Here is a 15,074-nt window from a genome sequence, read left to right as displayed (position 1 = left end):
CCCGCAGTCCCCGAGGCGCCCGCGCGTTTCGGGGCCACAGCCTGTTCACGGTTCTTCCCCCCAGGGAGACCCTTCCGGGAATCCCATTCACCCCCCACCTTTCCCCACCACAAGGAGCACCATGAAGACCTTCACCCGGCTCCATCTCACCGCCTTCCTGCTGGCCGGCCTCGCCGTGCCTTCCGCCTTCGCCCAGGAAGGCCGCAGTTCCCACTTCTCCGAGAGCGGGAGCGAGATCATCCACCACCGGATGAACGGCGGCGAACACGCCGGCCTGTACGCCCCGACGGTGGGCTCCACCGCGGCCCTCTCCTCCCGCTCGAAGCTCACCAACCACGGCGGCCAAGTCATCACCACGCCCACCGTCTACATCATCTGGTACGGCAACTGGGCCCAGAGCAACGGGACCGACACCGCCGCCGGGCAGAAGATCGTCACGGACTTCTTCGGCGCCATCGGCGGCTCCCCCTACTACAAGATGAATTCCACCTACACCGGCTCCGGCATCACGGGCAACGTGACCTATGGCGGTGCCACCTCCGTGGCCTACCCCTACGGCGCGAGCCTGTCGGATGCCAACATCCAGACCGTCGTGTCCAACGCCATCACCGGCGGCGCGCTGCCCAACGATGCCAACGGCATCTACTTCGTGCTGACCTCCTCGGACGTGACCGCGTCCTCGGGCTTCTGCACCCAGTACTGCGGCTGGCACTCCTGGGGCACGATCAACGGCTCCAACCACCGCTTCGCCTTCGTGGGCAACGCGGCCCGCTGCATCACCTCCTGCGCCGCCCAGAGCACCGGCCCCAATGGCAATGCCGGCGTGGATGGCATGGTGTCCGTGCTGGCCCACGAGCTCGAGGAAGCCGCCACCGATCCCGATGGCAACACCTGGTATGCCCGCACGGGCTACGAGAACGGCGACGACTGCGCCTGGACCTTCGGCACCAGCACCCTGGGTTCGAACGGGGCCTACTACAACGTGACCCTGGGCTCCCGGAACTTCCTCATCCAGCGCAACGTGAAGTTCGTCGGCTCCAGCCAGTACTGCCAGATGCAGTAGTCGATCCAGCCAAGGGAAACTTCACCGGCGGGCCCCGTGCCCGCCGGTGGTCTGTCCGGGCGAAAACGGGGCCAGGCTCCCGCGGCTACAATGATCGTTTTCGCGGAGCCTCCATGTCCTATGTCCGCCGCCCGGACTTCCTGCCCTTCACCCGCCCCATGGTGGGCGAGGAGGAGATCGCGGAGATCATCGACTCGATCCACAGCGGCTGGATCACCACCGGGCCCAAGTCGGCGGCCTTCGAGGAGAAGCTGAAGGCCTACAACGGCGTGCCCCACTGCCTGGCCATGAGCAGCGCCACCACGGCCCAGGAGATCACCATGCAGGTGCTCCACCTGCAGCCCGGCGACGAGGTGATCACCACCTCGCTCACCTGGGTGAGCACCCTGAGCACCGTGGTGCTGCAGGGCGGCGTGCCCGTGCTGGTGGACATCGATCCGGTCACGCTGAACCTCGATCCCGCGAAGCTCGAAGCCGCCATCACGCCCCGCACCAAGGGCATCATCCCTGTCCATCTCACGGGCCTGCCCTGTCCCATGGACGCCATCTGGGCCATCGCGGAGAAGCACGGCCTCTGGGTCATCGAGGATGCGGCCCAGGCCATGGGCGCCCACTACAAGGGCACCAAGATCGGCGGCGACCCGCGCTCGATCATGAGCGTCTACAGCTTCCACCCCAACAAGAACATGACCACGGGCGAGGGCGGCGCCATCGCCTTCTTCAACGACGACTACGAGAGCCGCATCAAGCGCCTGCGCTTCCACGGCATCGACCGGGATGCCTGGAAGCGCTTCGCCAAGGAGGGCAGCCCGCACACGGAGGTGTACGAGCCCGCCCGCAAGGCCAACTTCATGGACCTCCAGGCGGCCATGGGCCTGCACCAGATCGGCAAGCTGGACGGCTTCAACGCCCGCCGCGGCGTGCTCTTCCGGCGCTACCTGGACCTGATGAAGGACCTGGACGAGGTGATGCTGCCCTGGCCCGGTGACGCCGACCACGGCCACTGCTTCCACCTCTTCGTGCTGCGCATCCACCCCGAGAAGCTGGGTCTGGATCGCGACGCCTTCGTGGCGGCCCTCAAGGAGGAGAACATCGGCACGGGCATCCACTACCGCCCGGCCCACGTCCACCCCTGGTACCGGGACTTCTACGCGGCGAACCCGCAGCACCTGCCCAAGGATGGCCTGCCCTACAGCGAGTGGAGCGGCGAACGCCTCATGAGCCTGCCCCTGTGGCCGGGCCTCAGCGAGGCCGACCAGGACCAGACCGTGGCGGCCATCAAGCAGGTGATCGCCCACGCCAGGGCCGGGAGCCGCGTCCAGATCTGATCGGGATTTAACCAGACAAGGGGAGGTGTCGATAGGTCATCCAGGGCGAGGTCCGCTTGATCAACCTCCTGGTCATCCTCCTGTCGGTGCTGCTCCAGATCGCGGCGGCGGCGTTCGCCATCCGGGTCAACCGGATCGCCGGGCGGCGCCTGGTCTGGCTGCTCCTGTCCGGGGCCCTGGTGCTGATGGCGGTCCGGCGGCTCATGGTCCTCGAGGACCTGGTGAACCGGGGGCTGCCGGACCACCTCCTGTCCTACGAGGTGCTGGGCCTGCTGATCTCCGCCATGCTCCTCGCCGGCATGATCCTCGTCCAGGATGTCTTCCGCTCCAAGGCGGTCGAGGCCGCCCGGCTGGAGGAGGCCAGGATCCAGGCCCGGGCCGAGGCCGACAAGCTCACGGCGGTCATGGCGGCGACGCCGATCCCCCTCTGGATCTCCGAGGATCCTGCCTGCCAGCTGGTTCACGCAAATCCCGCGGCCTCCAGGCTGCATCTCATGGCTCCGGCCACCCGCCAGGCCCAGGGCTTCATCCTGCGGCAGAACGGCCGGGACCTCGCTCTGGACGAGATGCCCCTGCAGCGGGCGGCCAGGGCCGGCGAACAGATCCATGACCTGCCCCTGGACCTCGTCTCCCCCGACGGCGAGGTCCGCCGCCTGATGTTCTACGCCACCCCCCTCCGGGATCTGGAGGGGCGTCTCCACGGCGGCGTCTGCTGCGCCGTGGACATCACGGACAGCCGCCGGACCGAGGAGGCGCTCTCCAAGGCCCAGAAGATGGAGAGCCTCGGCATGCTCTCCGGGGGCATCGCCCACGACTTCAACAACATCTTCCAGTCCATGACCGCGAACCTGGAGATGGCCCAGGCCTCCGTGCCCGAGGACTCGAAGTCGCAGGGCTACCTGCTCCGGCTGAAGGCGGGCCTCGACCGGGCCTCCCGCCTCAGCCGGGACATCCTCTACAGCTCCGGCGGGGACCTGCGCCGTCCCGAATCCCTGACCCTGGGCCCCCTCGTGGCCGAGGCCCTGGATCGCATGGGCCTGCCCGTCCTCCGGGACCTCACCGGCGACCTCCCCGTGATCCTGGTGGACCCCCTGCTGGTCAGCCGCGTGGTGGAGGGGCTGGTGACCAACGCGCTGGAGGCCGACTCCGCCATGGGGGCCATCCGGGTCCGGACCTACATGCGCACCCTCACGGCCACGGACCTGTCGAGCGGACACTGGCCGGAGGCCATCGAGCCCGGCCTCTACGCGGTATTGGAGGTCTCGGACCAGGGCCATGGCATCGACGGCGCGATGCTGTCGAGGATCTTCGATCCCTTCTTCTCGACCCGCGACCTGGGGCGCGGCCTGGGCCTCGCCGCGGCCCTGGGCATCGTCCGGGGGCACCGTGGCGGCATCCAGGTGGAGAGCATCCCGGACGTGGGCAGCGTGTTCCGGGTCCACTTCCCCGCGCCGGAAGGCCAGGTCCCCACCGCGGCGCCCACCGTGGTGGATCTCCACGCCCGGAACGTGGTCCTGCTCGCCGACGACGAGCTCGATCTGCGGGAGGTCATGGCCGAGATGCTGCAGGACTGGTTCGGCCTGGAGGTGGTCTCCGCAGCGGACGGGCAGGAGGCCCTGGAGGTGTTCACCCAGCGGCCCGAGGCCTTCGACCTTGTGATCCTGGACGCCACCATGCCGCGCATGGGGGGTGTGGAGGCCTTCCGGGCCATGCAGGCCCTCCGCCCCGGCCTGCCAGGGATCCTGTGCAGCGGCTACGCCCTGCCCGTGTCCCGGGACCAGGCCATCGCCCAGGGCTTCGCGGACTTCCTCAAGAAGCCCTTCACCAGCGCCGAGCTGGAGGTCCTGCTGGACCGGGTGATGGGCGCGCGGCTGAAGTAGCCGGGCGCAGCCCCTACATCCGCCGCTCGTGGGGCAGGGTGGGGAGGGGCGCGTAGACCGTGGCCAGGGGATCGTACATGTAGAGGTTGCCGACCTTGCCGGTGTAGGCGCAGGCGAACTGCTGGATCTGGTCGGCGAAGCGGGTCAGCTCGTCCCGGTCCCGGAACATGGGCCCCCACATGGGGTTGAAGGCGCCCTCCACCGAGCGGGTGAGCTCCTCCAGCTCGAGGCGCTGCGCCTCGGCGCGGTGCTGCAGCGCCTCCGTGCTGGCGGCCAGCTGGGTGGCTTCGTGGTCCAGGGCCTGCATGGCCTCGGTGCTGAGGCGCTGGCCCAGCACGTGGCGGCGCGCCCGGTTCCGCTGCCACTGGTCGTGCAGGACGGAAGCCCGCCGCAGGGTGCGCCGCCGGGCGGTCTCCAGGCGGTACCGCTCACGCAGGTCCGCCGCCCTGGCCTCCAGCAGGCGAAGCTCCCGCTCCAGCTCGGGCACCAGCAGCAGGGTGCGCCAGGAGGCGTTCTTCTTGGAGCGCAGCACGTCCCCGTAGATGTGGTCGCCCACGTAGAGCACCTCCTCGCCCTGGGCGCCCAGCTGGGCCTCCAGCCAGGCGGCATGGCCGCCGCTGAAGCAGCGGGGGTGGCCCTCCAGGGGCTTCGGCTCCGGCGTCTCCAGGAAGAAGGCGGGCTTGCGGCTGCTCACCACCACCAGGTCGAAGTAGTCCACCCAGCGGGGACGGGCTTCGTCCAGGCTGTCGAGCAGGTGGCCCAGCACGCCGTCCGTGAAGCTCCACTCGCTGTTGGTCAGCAGGAACAGCTTCTTGCCCGAGCGCTTGAGCCGATCCAGGGCCAGGGCCAGCTGGGGATCCCGGGGGATGAAGAAGTCCCGGTGTTCCAGGATCTCGGCCTTCATCTCGCCGTTGCGGTGGGCGGTGTCGATGGCCCAGCGCACGTCCTGGAAGAGCTGGAGGTAGTTCTCGGCCTTCAGATGGCCGCCATCGAGGCCATCCACCATCCGCGCATAGAGGTGGCTCTCGGGGATCTCGAAGAGGGTGTCGATGTTGCGGAAGCCCTTGGCCGCCGTGGACAGGCGGCGCCGGCCGTAGGTGGCCTCCAGCTCCGGGCGCGAGAGGGCCCGGCTGCCGTGGCAGGCCCGCACCACCTGCCGCTCCCGGTTGAGCTTCAGCAGGTTGCCGCGCAGGCCGTCCAGCACCAGGCCGCGCACCGCGAAGTCCGGATCGTAGTCGCACTCCAGCAGCCAGGGTGAGTAGCCCCGGTCCCGCACCAGCAGGCGGGCGGATTTCTTGAAGGCCAGGTCGTCGATCTCCGGGCTGCGGTAGCGGGCCAGGGTGTGGTCCATGTCGAAGCCGATGGCCTTGATCTCCCCCATGGGCAGGGTGCGCAGGGCGTACAGCTTGTGCGCCGGCGGCAGGCGGTCCTCCGCCTCGGTCAGGGGTGGCGCGGAAAGGTAGGCGGAATCCCAGGCGGTCATGGCAGGAGTGTACTCCGGAGGTGGATAAGATCGCTGCGGAGGGCCCATGAGGCGACAGACCCTGGTCCTGCTTCCCATCGCCGCGGTGGTCCTGGCGGTCATGGCCGGGATCGCGGCCTTCGTGCGCGGATCCGCGCAGTCCGCCATGGATCCCCGGGGGGCCCGGGTGGTGGCCTTCGGCGCGGTCGAGCTGCCCCTGCCCGCCGCCTTCCGGCCCTCGGGCGGGCGGACCAACCAGGCCTGGCGCATCCAGGAGTTCCAGGCCCGGGGCGTGGGCACCCTCCAGCTCGCCTCGGAACCCCTGGACGGGGCGACCTTCGAGGCGGCCTGCCTCCGCTGGTTCAGCCTGCCCGCCTGGTCCGCGGATCCCCTGCACTACCGCAGCCGCGGGCGGGACCACTTCTTCCAGCCCCTGCCCCTCTTCCGGCAGGGCGCCTACGCGATGCACAAGGAGGGGAAGGCACTCCGGCTGGTGGCCTGCTTCGACCAGGGCGGCCATCGCCATTGGGTGGAGCTGCGCACCTCCCAGGGCTTCCTGCCCGAGCAGGAGGTCTTCCACGCCCTGCTGCTCTCCCTGCGGGGAGCCGACGGGACGGGGCCCGGCAGCAGGCTGGGCGCCGCCCTGGCCGCGATCCCCGGAGAGACCCGCTACCGGTACCTGCTCCCCCTCAATGTTCTCGGCCTCTTCCCCCTGGTCATCCTGCTGCTGCCATCACTCCTCCTCTGGGGCCTGGGGCGGCGCTCGGGCCGGCTTCCGGAGGCGCCGCAGGCGGTGGCCCAGGCCGCCTTCTGCAGGCCCTTCGTTGAGCTCGGCCTCGTCGGGGGCGGGCAGTGGAAGTTCCTGGTGGCCTGCGTCAGCGTGGTGGACGGGGATCTGCTCGTGCACACCTTCGGCACGCCGTTCCTGCGGGTCCCGCGGGGGTCCCTCCCCGGGCGCATGCGCACCGGGCGCGGCTGGATCAACCCGCCCTACCTGGAGCTGCCCCTGGAGCCGCCGGCCCAATTCCTCAAGCGGCGCTGGCTCTACGGCCTGCTCCCCGGCCGATTCAAGCTGCGCATCTACACCGCCGAGCTGGACGCGCTGCGGATGGCGCTGGGAGGCTGACCTAGTCGGGTTCCGTGCCGATGCCGTGGGTCGCGACGATGTGGGTCGCGCAGGAGGCTCCGGGGGAGCCTGCGGAGCGGGGCCCCACACGAGCGAATCACGCCGAACTCGCGCGCCGGACCTAGTCGGGTTCCGTGCCGATGCCGTGGGTAATGCTCTGGTGCCCGAACACCTCGAAGGCCAGCCGCCGGAACTGCTCGCCGTGCCCCCAGTTCTTCTCCCCATCTGCCCACAGCTTGAAGTGGATGAGCTCGTGCTCCAGGATGCGCCGCTGCACCTGCTCCGGATCGTGGCAGTTCATCCCGCACACCTGCTGCGGCCAGGGCCAGTCCCGGCGCCGCAGCAGCGGAATGCTGAGCCGGATCTCCGGATGCCACTTCCCCCGCGCATCCTTCTCGATCACGAACAACCCCGCACACCGCGCCATGCGCGGCGACCAGATGACGGGAGGCGGCGCGAGATTCCAGCCCGCCTCGCGGAGGATGGCCTGGGCGCGGTGGCGGAGGGTGAGTGTCATACCTTCATTCTGAGTCAACAGGGGGCACGAGTCTTTCCTGGCTGGCTGCGGGGAGTCGGGTCGTTGATAGGCCGGTCCGCTACGCTTCTGGCAAGGAAAGGTCGACGGGCCTGAGATCCTCGCATCGGAACTTCCCCCTCGCTCCGCAGGCCGCCTTGGGTTGGGAGAGATTCGGACACTCGATATCCAGCTGTTTCGACAGGTTGTAACCGGCTAATTTGTTAAATATTAATAGCAATTGATCTTCACATCATTTAACAGACGATGAGAACCCGACGCCCCTAGCATGGGCCAAATCCTTTGGTGAATCCCATGCCGCTTCGATCCTTCGTCCCCCTCCTCCTATCCTGTCTTGCCACAGTCTCGGCGTTGGCGCAGAGCTACCAGACCTCCTTCTCGGATGTGAGGTTCGACAGGGCGAAGGGTCCCGCGACGTTCACCTCCGGCGTCGAGGTGGATGCCGCTACAGGCGCCGCCAGCATGAACCTGCCCTTCGGGCCGGGCATTGGCGAGCGGGGGCTGAAGTTTCGCCCCGTACTGACCATGCGGATCAATCCCCAGCTGGCGATCAGCACGAGCGATGAGAACGTGCTGAGCGATCCCGAATGGGCCACCAAACCGCCCGTGGTGACCACGATCGACACCCTGTACCAGCGTGGCTTCGGGTCCGCCTCCTTCAGTCCTGGAACCTTTGACCTGGGCACCCTGGTCAGCACCCTGGATCGCAAGAAGAGCACCTACGCTCTGCCGGGCGGAGGTGGCGGTCGTGCGCTTGGCCAGCTTCCGGTGGGTATGACGACGGCTGACGCGCAGTCGCTCCTCAGGAAATTCGGGTATGGCGAGAACGACACGGTAGGCAACTGGCCATGTCTCGTTGGATCTAGCCCTAGGGTGCCGTTCATGCAGATGGGATCGGATGGCAGCCTCATCCTCGGCCTGCGTGCCTCAGGCAATCCCGCCCAGATCACGGACGAGGTCTCGGCGGACATCCAGCAGTATCCTGAGTCGGTCCTGTACAAGTGGGACTTTCCCCGCCGAGTGGTCGTCATCAACGGGGAGGTAGCCTACGAGTTCCACTATGTGCACCACACATACATGACCAGAGTCCTCCCCTATCTGGCCAACGGAGAGAAGAACCAGCTCTACAGTGGTCACTACGTGATCACCCACATGCGAAACAAGTTCGGTGAATCCGTCGACTTCGCCTACGATCCGGACGGTGTGGGGTATACCGCATCCTGGAGCGTCAACCCCCAGTTGAAGATCCGAGTCCAGGCCCTCGGGAAGGTTACCTTCCCCGGACAGTCCACCAGCCTGCTGGAGTCCAGGACCCTGGTGACGGCCGCCACCCAGGTTCGTGTGAGCTACGAGGGCGTCAGCCAGCCGACCTCGTCCTTCATCCTCGAGCTTGCCCACCCTGAAGGCGGCCAGTTGAGCCTTGCCTCAGGGGGTGGGCCGGACAGCCCAGGTGCCAATAGTCCCAATGGCACCATCAACCGGGACGGCCTGGCCTTCGATGCCGCCGTCTTGTCCGTGCAGCCCATGCGAGTGCTCCAGGAAGCCACCCAGGAGGAGATCCGTTTTACCTGGAGTGGCGCGCCTCCTGCGACCTGGGAAGGAGGTTCCTCGGCGCCTGTCAGCCTCTCCCCCACGGTGCTCTACGGTGTCACCTTCCCCACCAGGACCGTCACCCTCTATTGGGAACCTTATCGGTACCGGCCCAACTACAGCCCCGACGCATGGGGCGGGATGATCGGCAGTGTGGACACGGGTCGGCCCGCCTTCACTTATGGGGTATGGCGCATCGATGATACCGACGGCACCCAGTTCCGCCAGACCCGCCATATCCGCGTCGTACCCCAGTCCAACTGGTCGAACATTCCCTTCCACCAAGCGCCGCCGGACCAGTGGGTGGATGGGACCTTCTATGACTCCATCCAGCAGCCGGACGGTAGTGTCAGTGTCCACCGGTTCGTCTCGCCACCCACCGACAATGTCCTCACAGGCCCTGAGGGCATGCAGAACCTGGCCTTCATCAAGACGCTTGAGCGGGAGGTTCGCCTCTACGAGCCCGGCGTGGACTGGAAGGCCGACCTGGCTGTCACCGACCCCGCGTCCAGTTCCGCCTACAAGTGGACGGTCAAGGACCGCTTTGATGTCCGGGTGGTGGGGGCTCCCGATGGCAGCCTGGGCCAACACTCCGTGCCCTATCCCACCCGGGTTCGCACCTGGGACAAGGAGAGCCAGGTCCTGACGACCGAGGAGACGACCGATTGGGACGCCACGGCCTCTGGCTGGAAAACCAGTCATTCCGTCTCGACCATCAACGCCGCTCCCGTGCTGACGGTGGATTACCTCAGCCTGGAGCAGAGGGGCCTGGGCAACGAGACCTATGCTGCCGACAAGGGCCTCTACCGTCGGACCGACAAGACCTTCGAACCCAAACCACTCGAATGGATCTTCTCCCGGGTGAAGACGGAGCAGACGACCACCTGCAAGGACAACACGGGGTTCCTGGCCCCAGGTGTGGCGGTTCCTGATGTCCAGCCCCTGCTGACCAGAACCTTCCACGCTGACATCAACCGGATCGAGTCGGTGGAGGTGAGCAACACCGGGGCGCCGGCCGTTGCCACGGCCTTCACCTTCCAGGGCACCGTGGGACGGGCTGCCCTGGAGTTGCAGAGCGCCTACCTGAGCTCTCCGGGACTGGCGTTAAGTGGAAAACTGGGCGTCAGCGCCTACGGCTACGATGCCCTGGGCCACCTGAATGCCATCACCCAGAAGCCCAGTGCGGGAACGACCCTAAGCGTGAGTCAGGAATCGGATGAACTCGGGCGGCCCAGAACCCAGACGGACATGAACGGCACCGTGAAGACCTTCTCCTGGGATCTGGCCGGGCGCCTATCGGGCATCACTTCGTCAGATGGCGATGCATCCATTCAGATCGACTACAACGACACGGACCATCGGGGCATCACTGTCACCCATGGCAGCCAAGTCATGGAGTACCGTTACAACGGGTTCGGAGACCTGATCCTGGAACGCCGCACGGCAGAGGATGGGGCGAAGTCCCACCGGCTGCACGGCTACGACAAGGCCGGGCGGAAGACAGGAGTGACGGTCTGGCTCAGCGGCGATGGGGCCAACCACGAAGCGGAATGGGTCAAGCCTGCCCTGACCCGGGACATTAAAACCACAACGACCACCCAGGACACCACGGTCTGCAAGAAGTGGGGCCTCGATGCGGATGGCAATGCCATCTGCATCACCTGGCAATCCATTCCGGGGACCACCACGACCACCACTGATCCTGCCATCTATGCAGGCGTGGCCACCGCCTACGATGGCCGGGGCCGGGTGGTCCTCAGCCAGGACGGGAACAAGGTCGCTTCCACGACCGAGTATTTCGGTCCTGCGAAATTGCCACCCGGCGTGACCGCCTATGTGGGTCCGGTTCGCCTTATCACCGTAGGGCCGGGCACCACCGTGGCCCAGGTCAAGTGGGCGGAGAGCGATGCTGCCGGGCGCCTGGTGCGGCTCACCACCCCCGTCTCCAGATACACCGACCCCTTGAATCCGAACACCGGGACCCTCCAGAACCTCCGCACGGAATACCGCTACGATGGCGGCGACCGAATCAAGGAGGTGAAGCAGTACGACGAGGCGAACCGTGTTCAGACCCGCACCTGGGGCTACAACCGCCTGGGCTGGCTGGAGACCCTCGGTCAGCCCGAAAGTGGGGTCACGATCTACGGTGACTTCACCGTGGCGGGCAAACCCACCACTACGAACTACAACGGCCGCATCGTCCAGATGGCACCCGACTGGATGGGCCGCCCCCTCTCCGTGACCTCCACCACCGATGGCAGCGTGTCCCAGTCCTTCGTCTACGACACCGCCCTCAACGGGAAGGGTCACCTCGCCTCGAGCACCGATGGTGCGGTGGTGACCGCCTTCACCTACGGCGGCCAGGGGAAGCGGCTGGACACCCTGGCGACGACCGTGTCCGTCCAGGGAACGCCCCGGACCTTCACCCAGGCCTTCGTCTATGACATCTATGGAAACCGGACCAGCGGCAGCACGAGCCATGAGAGCTGGGCCCAGAGCTACCACCCCCTGACGGGGTTGCCCAGCTCGCTGTCCTACGGCGCCCAGAATGTCGCCAGCACGCCTTGGGTCTATTACGACTCCGTCAGCTGGGCCCTGAAGGCCATCGCCTACGGGAACGGGGCGGCCAGCAAGTTCGAGTACGACCTCGACCAGGCCCGGCTGACGGGGGTGAAGCACCTGGATGGCCAGACGACTCCCCAGGCGGATTGGCTATACAAGTACGACGAGGTTGGCAACCTCACCCGGGAGTTCGACAAGCTGCGTCCCGATGGGGCCGGGTCCTACGCCTTTGACCAGTACGGCTATGACGAGCTCAACCGGCTGATCTCGGCGGTGATCCAGTCCCCCACCTACGGGGAACAGCTCCAGCAGTTCGACTACGATGCCTTCGGCAATCGGGTGGCTAGCAGCATCCAGCGGGTCACCGGCTGGAAGGGCGCCAAGGGGGATTCCACGGCCTACGTCACGGCCTCAGGCCTGCTGTCGGATCCTGGGCGCCAGGTGGTGAACGCCGCCTTCACCCAGGGCAGCGCCGCCCTGCTGCAGAACCGGCTGCCCGCCACCACCGCCACTGGACTCCCCACGGGGGCGGTCTATGATGCCCAGGGGAACCTGACCAAGGTCTTTGAAAAACCCACCAGCGTGAACCCGGTGGTCCTCACCATGACCTACGATGCCCTGGGTCGGGTGCTCAGCGTCTCCAACACGAAGACCGGCCTCACGGAGACCTACCAGTATTCCGCCGAGGGGCTCCGGACGGTGGTCCAGGAATACAGCGGGGCCACCCTGCAGAAGATCCGGGTGAACCTCTACAACGATGCCCGGCAGCTGGTCTCCCAGTACGAAAAGACCGCCGCAGGCAGCCTCACCTGGAAGCGGGACATCCTGTATCTGGGCACCCGGGAGGCCGCCGAGTTCGACAGTGCCGGCCTGCATGTCATCCAGGTGGACCACCTGGGCAGCCCCCGCCTCGTCACCGGCCCCACCGGCGTCGTGGAATCCCGCCAGAAGTACCTGCCCTACGGCGAACTCCTGGAGCAGTCCGGAACCTTCAAGAGCGCCAAGGGCTACACCGCCCACGAGCAGACCGATTCATCAGGCCTCATCTACATGCAGGCGCGCTTCTACATGCCCTGGTTCGGGCGCTTCGCCAGTCCCGACCCCGCCCGAGATCAACACTTCGAGCAGACTCAGAGCTGGAACATCTACAGCTATGTGCTGAATTCCCCGATCATGAGCACGGATCCGACGGGGATGATGGCTCTGAATGAGGGGACCAAATCCAATAGCGCGAGCGCGAATTTTTCCGCCAAGGCAAATAATGAAACTGAGGAGGCGGCTAGAAAGAAACGGGAAGATGAAAAGAAGAAGGAGGCGCAAACAGGGAACCTATTTACAAGAGCTTGGAACGCAGTTAAGAGAGCTCTCGACATTGGTTACATGTTCCCCCTCCCTACACGTCCAGCAAGTGGGTACAAGACAGGTGGGCGGCAATTCGGTGCATCCCGGGACAAAGGAAAAAACCATCGAAACCATGCAGCATCTGATAACTTGGCACCAGCCGGAACTCCTGTTCTTGCTATGAAAGATGGTGTAGTGACTCGAACCCCGACTCCTTTCTATTATGGCACTTATGCAATGGAGGTTACTTTTAGTAATGGAGTCGTGGCTAGGTATGGTGAAATATCTGCTGCGGTACCCAATGGAATTGTTACAGGATCTCACGTTAAAATGGGAGATGTAATTGGTTATACTATAGCAAATGATCATGATGGGTCAAGTATGCTTCACCTTGAGTTGTATAGTGGAAGTGGAAAAGGTCCATTAACAGATATTGGGAATGCACCATATCAACGCAGGTCTGATCTTATTGACCCGACTCATATTTTAGACAATGCACAAGTGAAACAATGATAAATAGAGGAGATAAAATGTTTAAAAAAATAGTAGTTGTATTTTCAATGATGTATTCAGTCACTGTTATGTCCCAAATTCCAACTCAATTGGCTACTACCTGGAATAAATTTCAATTAGCCATAGAAAATGACAATATTGAAGCACTGTCAAAAATTACACATTTCCCACTAAGATCTAACGATTTTGGTGGAGACCTAAAATCTTCTGATAGCCTGAAATCAAAATATAAGTTAATTTTTTCGGATTACGTAAAACAAAAAATCAAGAAAAAATGTCCCACACGAATTAAAGGGTATAATGGATATGCTGTTGATTGTAGTGACCCATCTGGATTGGCTATAGTCTTAGGGTTTGAAAAATGCGGTAAAATATATTTGTTTACATATATTGATAATGCCAATGAATAGTATGCGCAACCAGATACCCCTTCACGCACGGATTGTATGGCTTGCCACGATCCGGCAAGAGTTGTTCACGCGGTCACTGATGGGGAAATTACAAAAGTTGGCTGGCAGAACCAAAAAGCGCACCGTGGGAAAAAGGCTGGCGCATGGTATCGCGTGGTAGTGAGCGGGAAAGAAAAACCAACCCTTGATGGGCACATGACACCTGGGAGCAATCCACCGAAGGGGACTGTTGTTCATGTCGGGGATGTTCTTGGAACCATGGCTTCGCCAACAAATGGGCACGCCACAGGGATGCATGACCACCACATGGAGTGGGATTCAAAAGGCAAATTAATTAAGCCTTCAGGGGATTCACCTCTTACCAATGGTGTTCGAAGCTGTATTTATGGAGAAACCGGGCCTTCCCATCCCAAGCCGCATTGTGGTGATGACTGGGTAATCAAAAAATGAAGAATAATACCGTTTTTTTCGACAATGGACTAAAGTTGGAGGGGCCATGAGATTTCAAGATTTTCTGCGTAGAACTACCGTTGGTTTATTATTCTTGCTCTCAGCAAACCCAGTTTTCTCCAAGGAGGCAAAGAGGCCAACACCACAAATGGTTCCTCGATTTATTGATGTAGAATTGCCAGGCAATGGAGTTATTAAAATTATTTCAACAGATATCAACAAGAATCTGGTTGTTTATAAAGAAAAGGATAATGGGAATGTAACTCTTAAAAGACTTTATCGAGTTAGCGTAGATGGTGAAATTTTGAAAAAATCTTCATTATTTTCTGGAGAATTTACCTCATTTAACAACAAGACATCCTTCTTTATATGGGGAGCGGAATTCGGATCACTCGAAAAATATGCTCATATTTGGAATTCAGTGACTGGTGAAGATATTCAGATCGTTCAGGAGGATAATCCAATTAAAGGTGGTGTTTTTGGCAATGGAGATGGTTTTTGGATTCAGTATTACACTAGGGAACACGAAATAGATGCGATAAAGATTGTTGTATATGGGTTGAATGGAAAAATGTCCGCATGTAAGGTATTCCTTAAGGCCGGGCTATTTGAATATAAAAAAGCAGCTCTCTCATTTTCTGTCAGAATTCAAAAGCCGGAATTTCCATATTAGTTGGTGCAACCAATAACGCCGGGACCACGTCTTGGACCCCTGGGCAACCGCTCCCTGTCGGTCATGAAAAGCCCCATATGGTCGATCAGGTTGCCGTGAGGGCTTGCTTCGGCTTCGTGCAAGGCGATGAGGTCCTGGATA

The 15,074-nt window shown here is 63.1% G+C and carries 10 protein-coding genes; 8 read left to right on the top strand and 2 right to left on the bottom strand.

All coding sequences use genetic code 11. From position 1 onward, the window contains the following. Window positions 1–121 precede the first annotated feature (121 nt). From QOZ81_RS12340 to QOZ81_RS12330, 3 genes are all read left to right on the top strand, one after another. Complete coding sequence (locus QOZ81_RS12340) at window positions 122–1,063, top strand: hypothetical protein (protein WP_291206011.1); 942 nt, start codon at window positions 122–124, stop codon at window positions 1,061–1,063. A gap of 113 nt (window positions 1,064–1,176) precedes the next feature. Beyond that, window positions 1,177–2,391, top strand: a complete 1,215-nt coding sequence (locus QOZ81_RS12335) for a DegT/DnrJ/EryC1/StrS family aminotransferase (RefSeq protein ID WP_291206014.1) — start codon at window positions 1,177–1,179, stop codon at window positions 2,389–2,391. 56 nt (window positions 2,392–2,447) lie between these two features. Next, window positions 2,448–4,271, top strand: a complete 1,824-nt coding sequence (locus QOZ81_RS12330) for a hybrid sensor histidine kinase/response regulator (RefSeq protein ID WP_291206017.1) — start codon at window positions 2,448–2,450, stop codon at window positions 4,269–4,271. 13 nt (window positions 4,272–4,284) lie between these two features. On the opposite strand, the gene QOZ81_RS12325 is transcribed toward QOZ81_RS12330, so the two are convergent. Then, the gene (locus QOZ81_RS12325; protein WP_291206020.1) at window positions 4,285–5,754 is read right to left on the bottom strand and encodes an HAD-IG family 5'-nucleotidase; all 1,470 of its coding nucleotides are present in this window, start codon (window positions 5,752–5,754) and stop codon (window positions 4,285–4,287) included. A 46-nt stretch (window positions 5,755–5,800) separates the two neighbouring features. Here QOZ81_RS12325 and QOZ81_RS12320 point away from each other — a divergent pair, with 46 nt between their 5' ends. Next, the gene (locus tag QOZ81_RS12320) at window positions 5,801–6,859 is read left to right on the top strand and encodes a hypothetical protein (protein WP_291206023.1); all 1,059 of its coding nucleotides are present in this window, start codon (window positions 5,801–5,803) and stop codon (window positions 6,857–6,859) included. A 121-nt stretch (window positions 6,860–6,980) separates the two neighbouring features. Here QOZ81_RS12320 and QOZ81_RS12315 read toward each other — a convergent pair whose 3' ends face one another. After that, window positions 6,981–7,376, bottom strand: a complete 396-nt coding sequence (locus QOZ81_RS12315; protein WP_291206026.1) for a hypothetical protein — start codon at window positions 7,374–7,376, stop codon at window positions 6,981–6,983. 312 nt (window positions 7,377–7,688) lie between these two features. Between QOZ81_RS12315 and QOZ81_RS12310 the strand changes: the two genes are divergently transcribed. From QOZ81_RS12310 to QOZ81_RS12295, 4 genes are read left to right on the top strand one after another with little or no spacing between them, the layout of a single operon-like run. Then, window positions 7,689–13,400 carry an RHS repeat-associated core domain-containing protein gene (locus QOZ81_RS12310; RefSeq protein ID WP_291206029.1) on the top strand — a complete coding sequence of 1,904 codons (5,712 nt, stop codon included), beginning with the start codon at window positions 7,689–7,691 and terminating at the stop codon, window positions 13,398–13,400. Between the two features lie 17 nt (window positions 13,401–13,417). Beyond that, window positions 13,418–13,810, top strand: coding sequence for a hypothetical protein (locus QOZ81_RS12305; protein WP_291206032.1), 393 nt, complete (start codon window positions 13,418–13,420; stop codon window positions 13,808–13,810). A 36-nt stretch (window positions 13,811–13,846) separates the two neighbouring features. Next, window positions 13,847–14,260, top strand: a complete 414-nt coding sequence (locus QOZ81_RS12300) for a hypothetical protein (RefSeq protein ID WP_291206035.1) — start codon at window positions 13,847–13,849, stop codon at window positions 14,258–14,260. 46 nt (window positions 14,261–14,306) lie between these two features. Next, on the top strand, window positions 14,307–14,933 hold the full coding sequence (locus tag QOZ81_RS12295) for a hypothetical protein (protein WP_291206038.1): 627 nt from the start codon (window positions 14,307–14,309) through the stop codon (window positions 14,931–14,933). Window positions 14,934–15,074 lie beyond the last annotated feature (141 nt).

Origin of the sequence: Geothrix sp. (genome assembly GCF_030219325.1) — a bacterium.
Lineage (GTDB): Bacteria > Acidobacteriota > Holophagae > Holophagales > Holophagaceae > Geothrix.
Note: the sequence above shows the minus strand (reverse complement) of the source record. Positions and strands in the feature narration are given on the sequence as shown.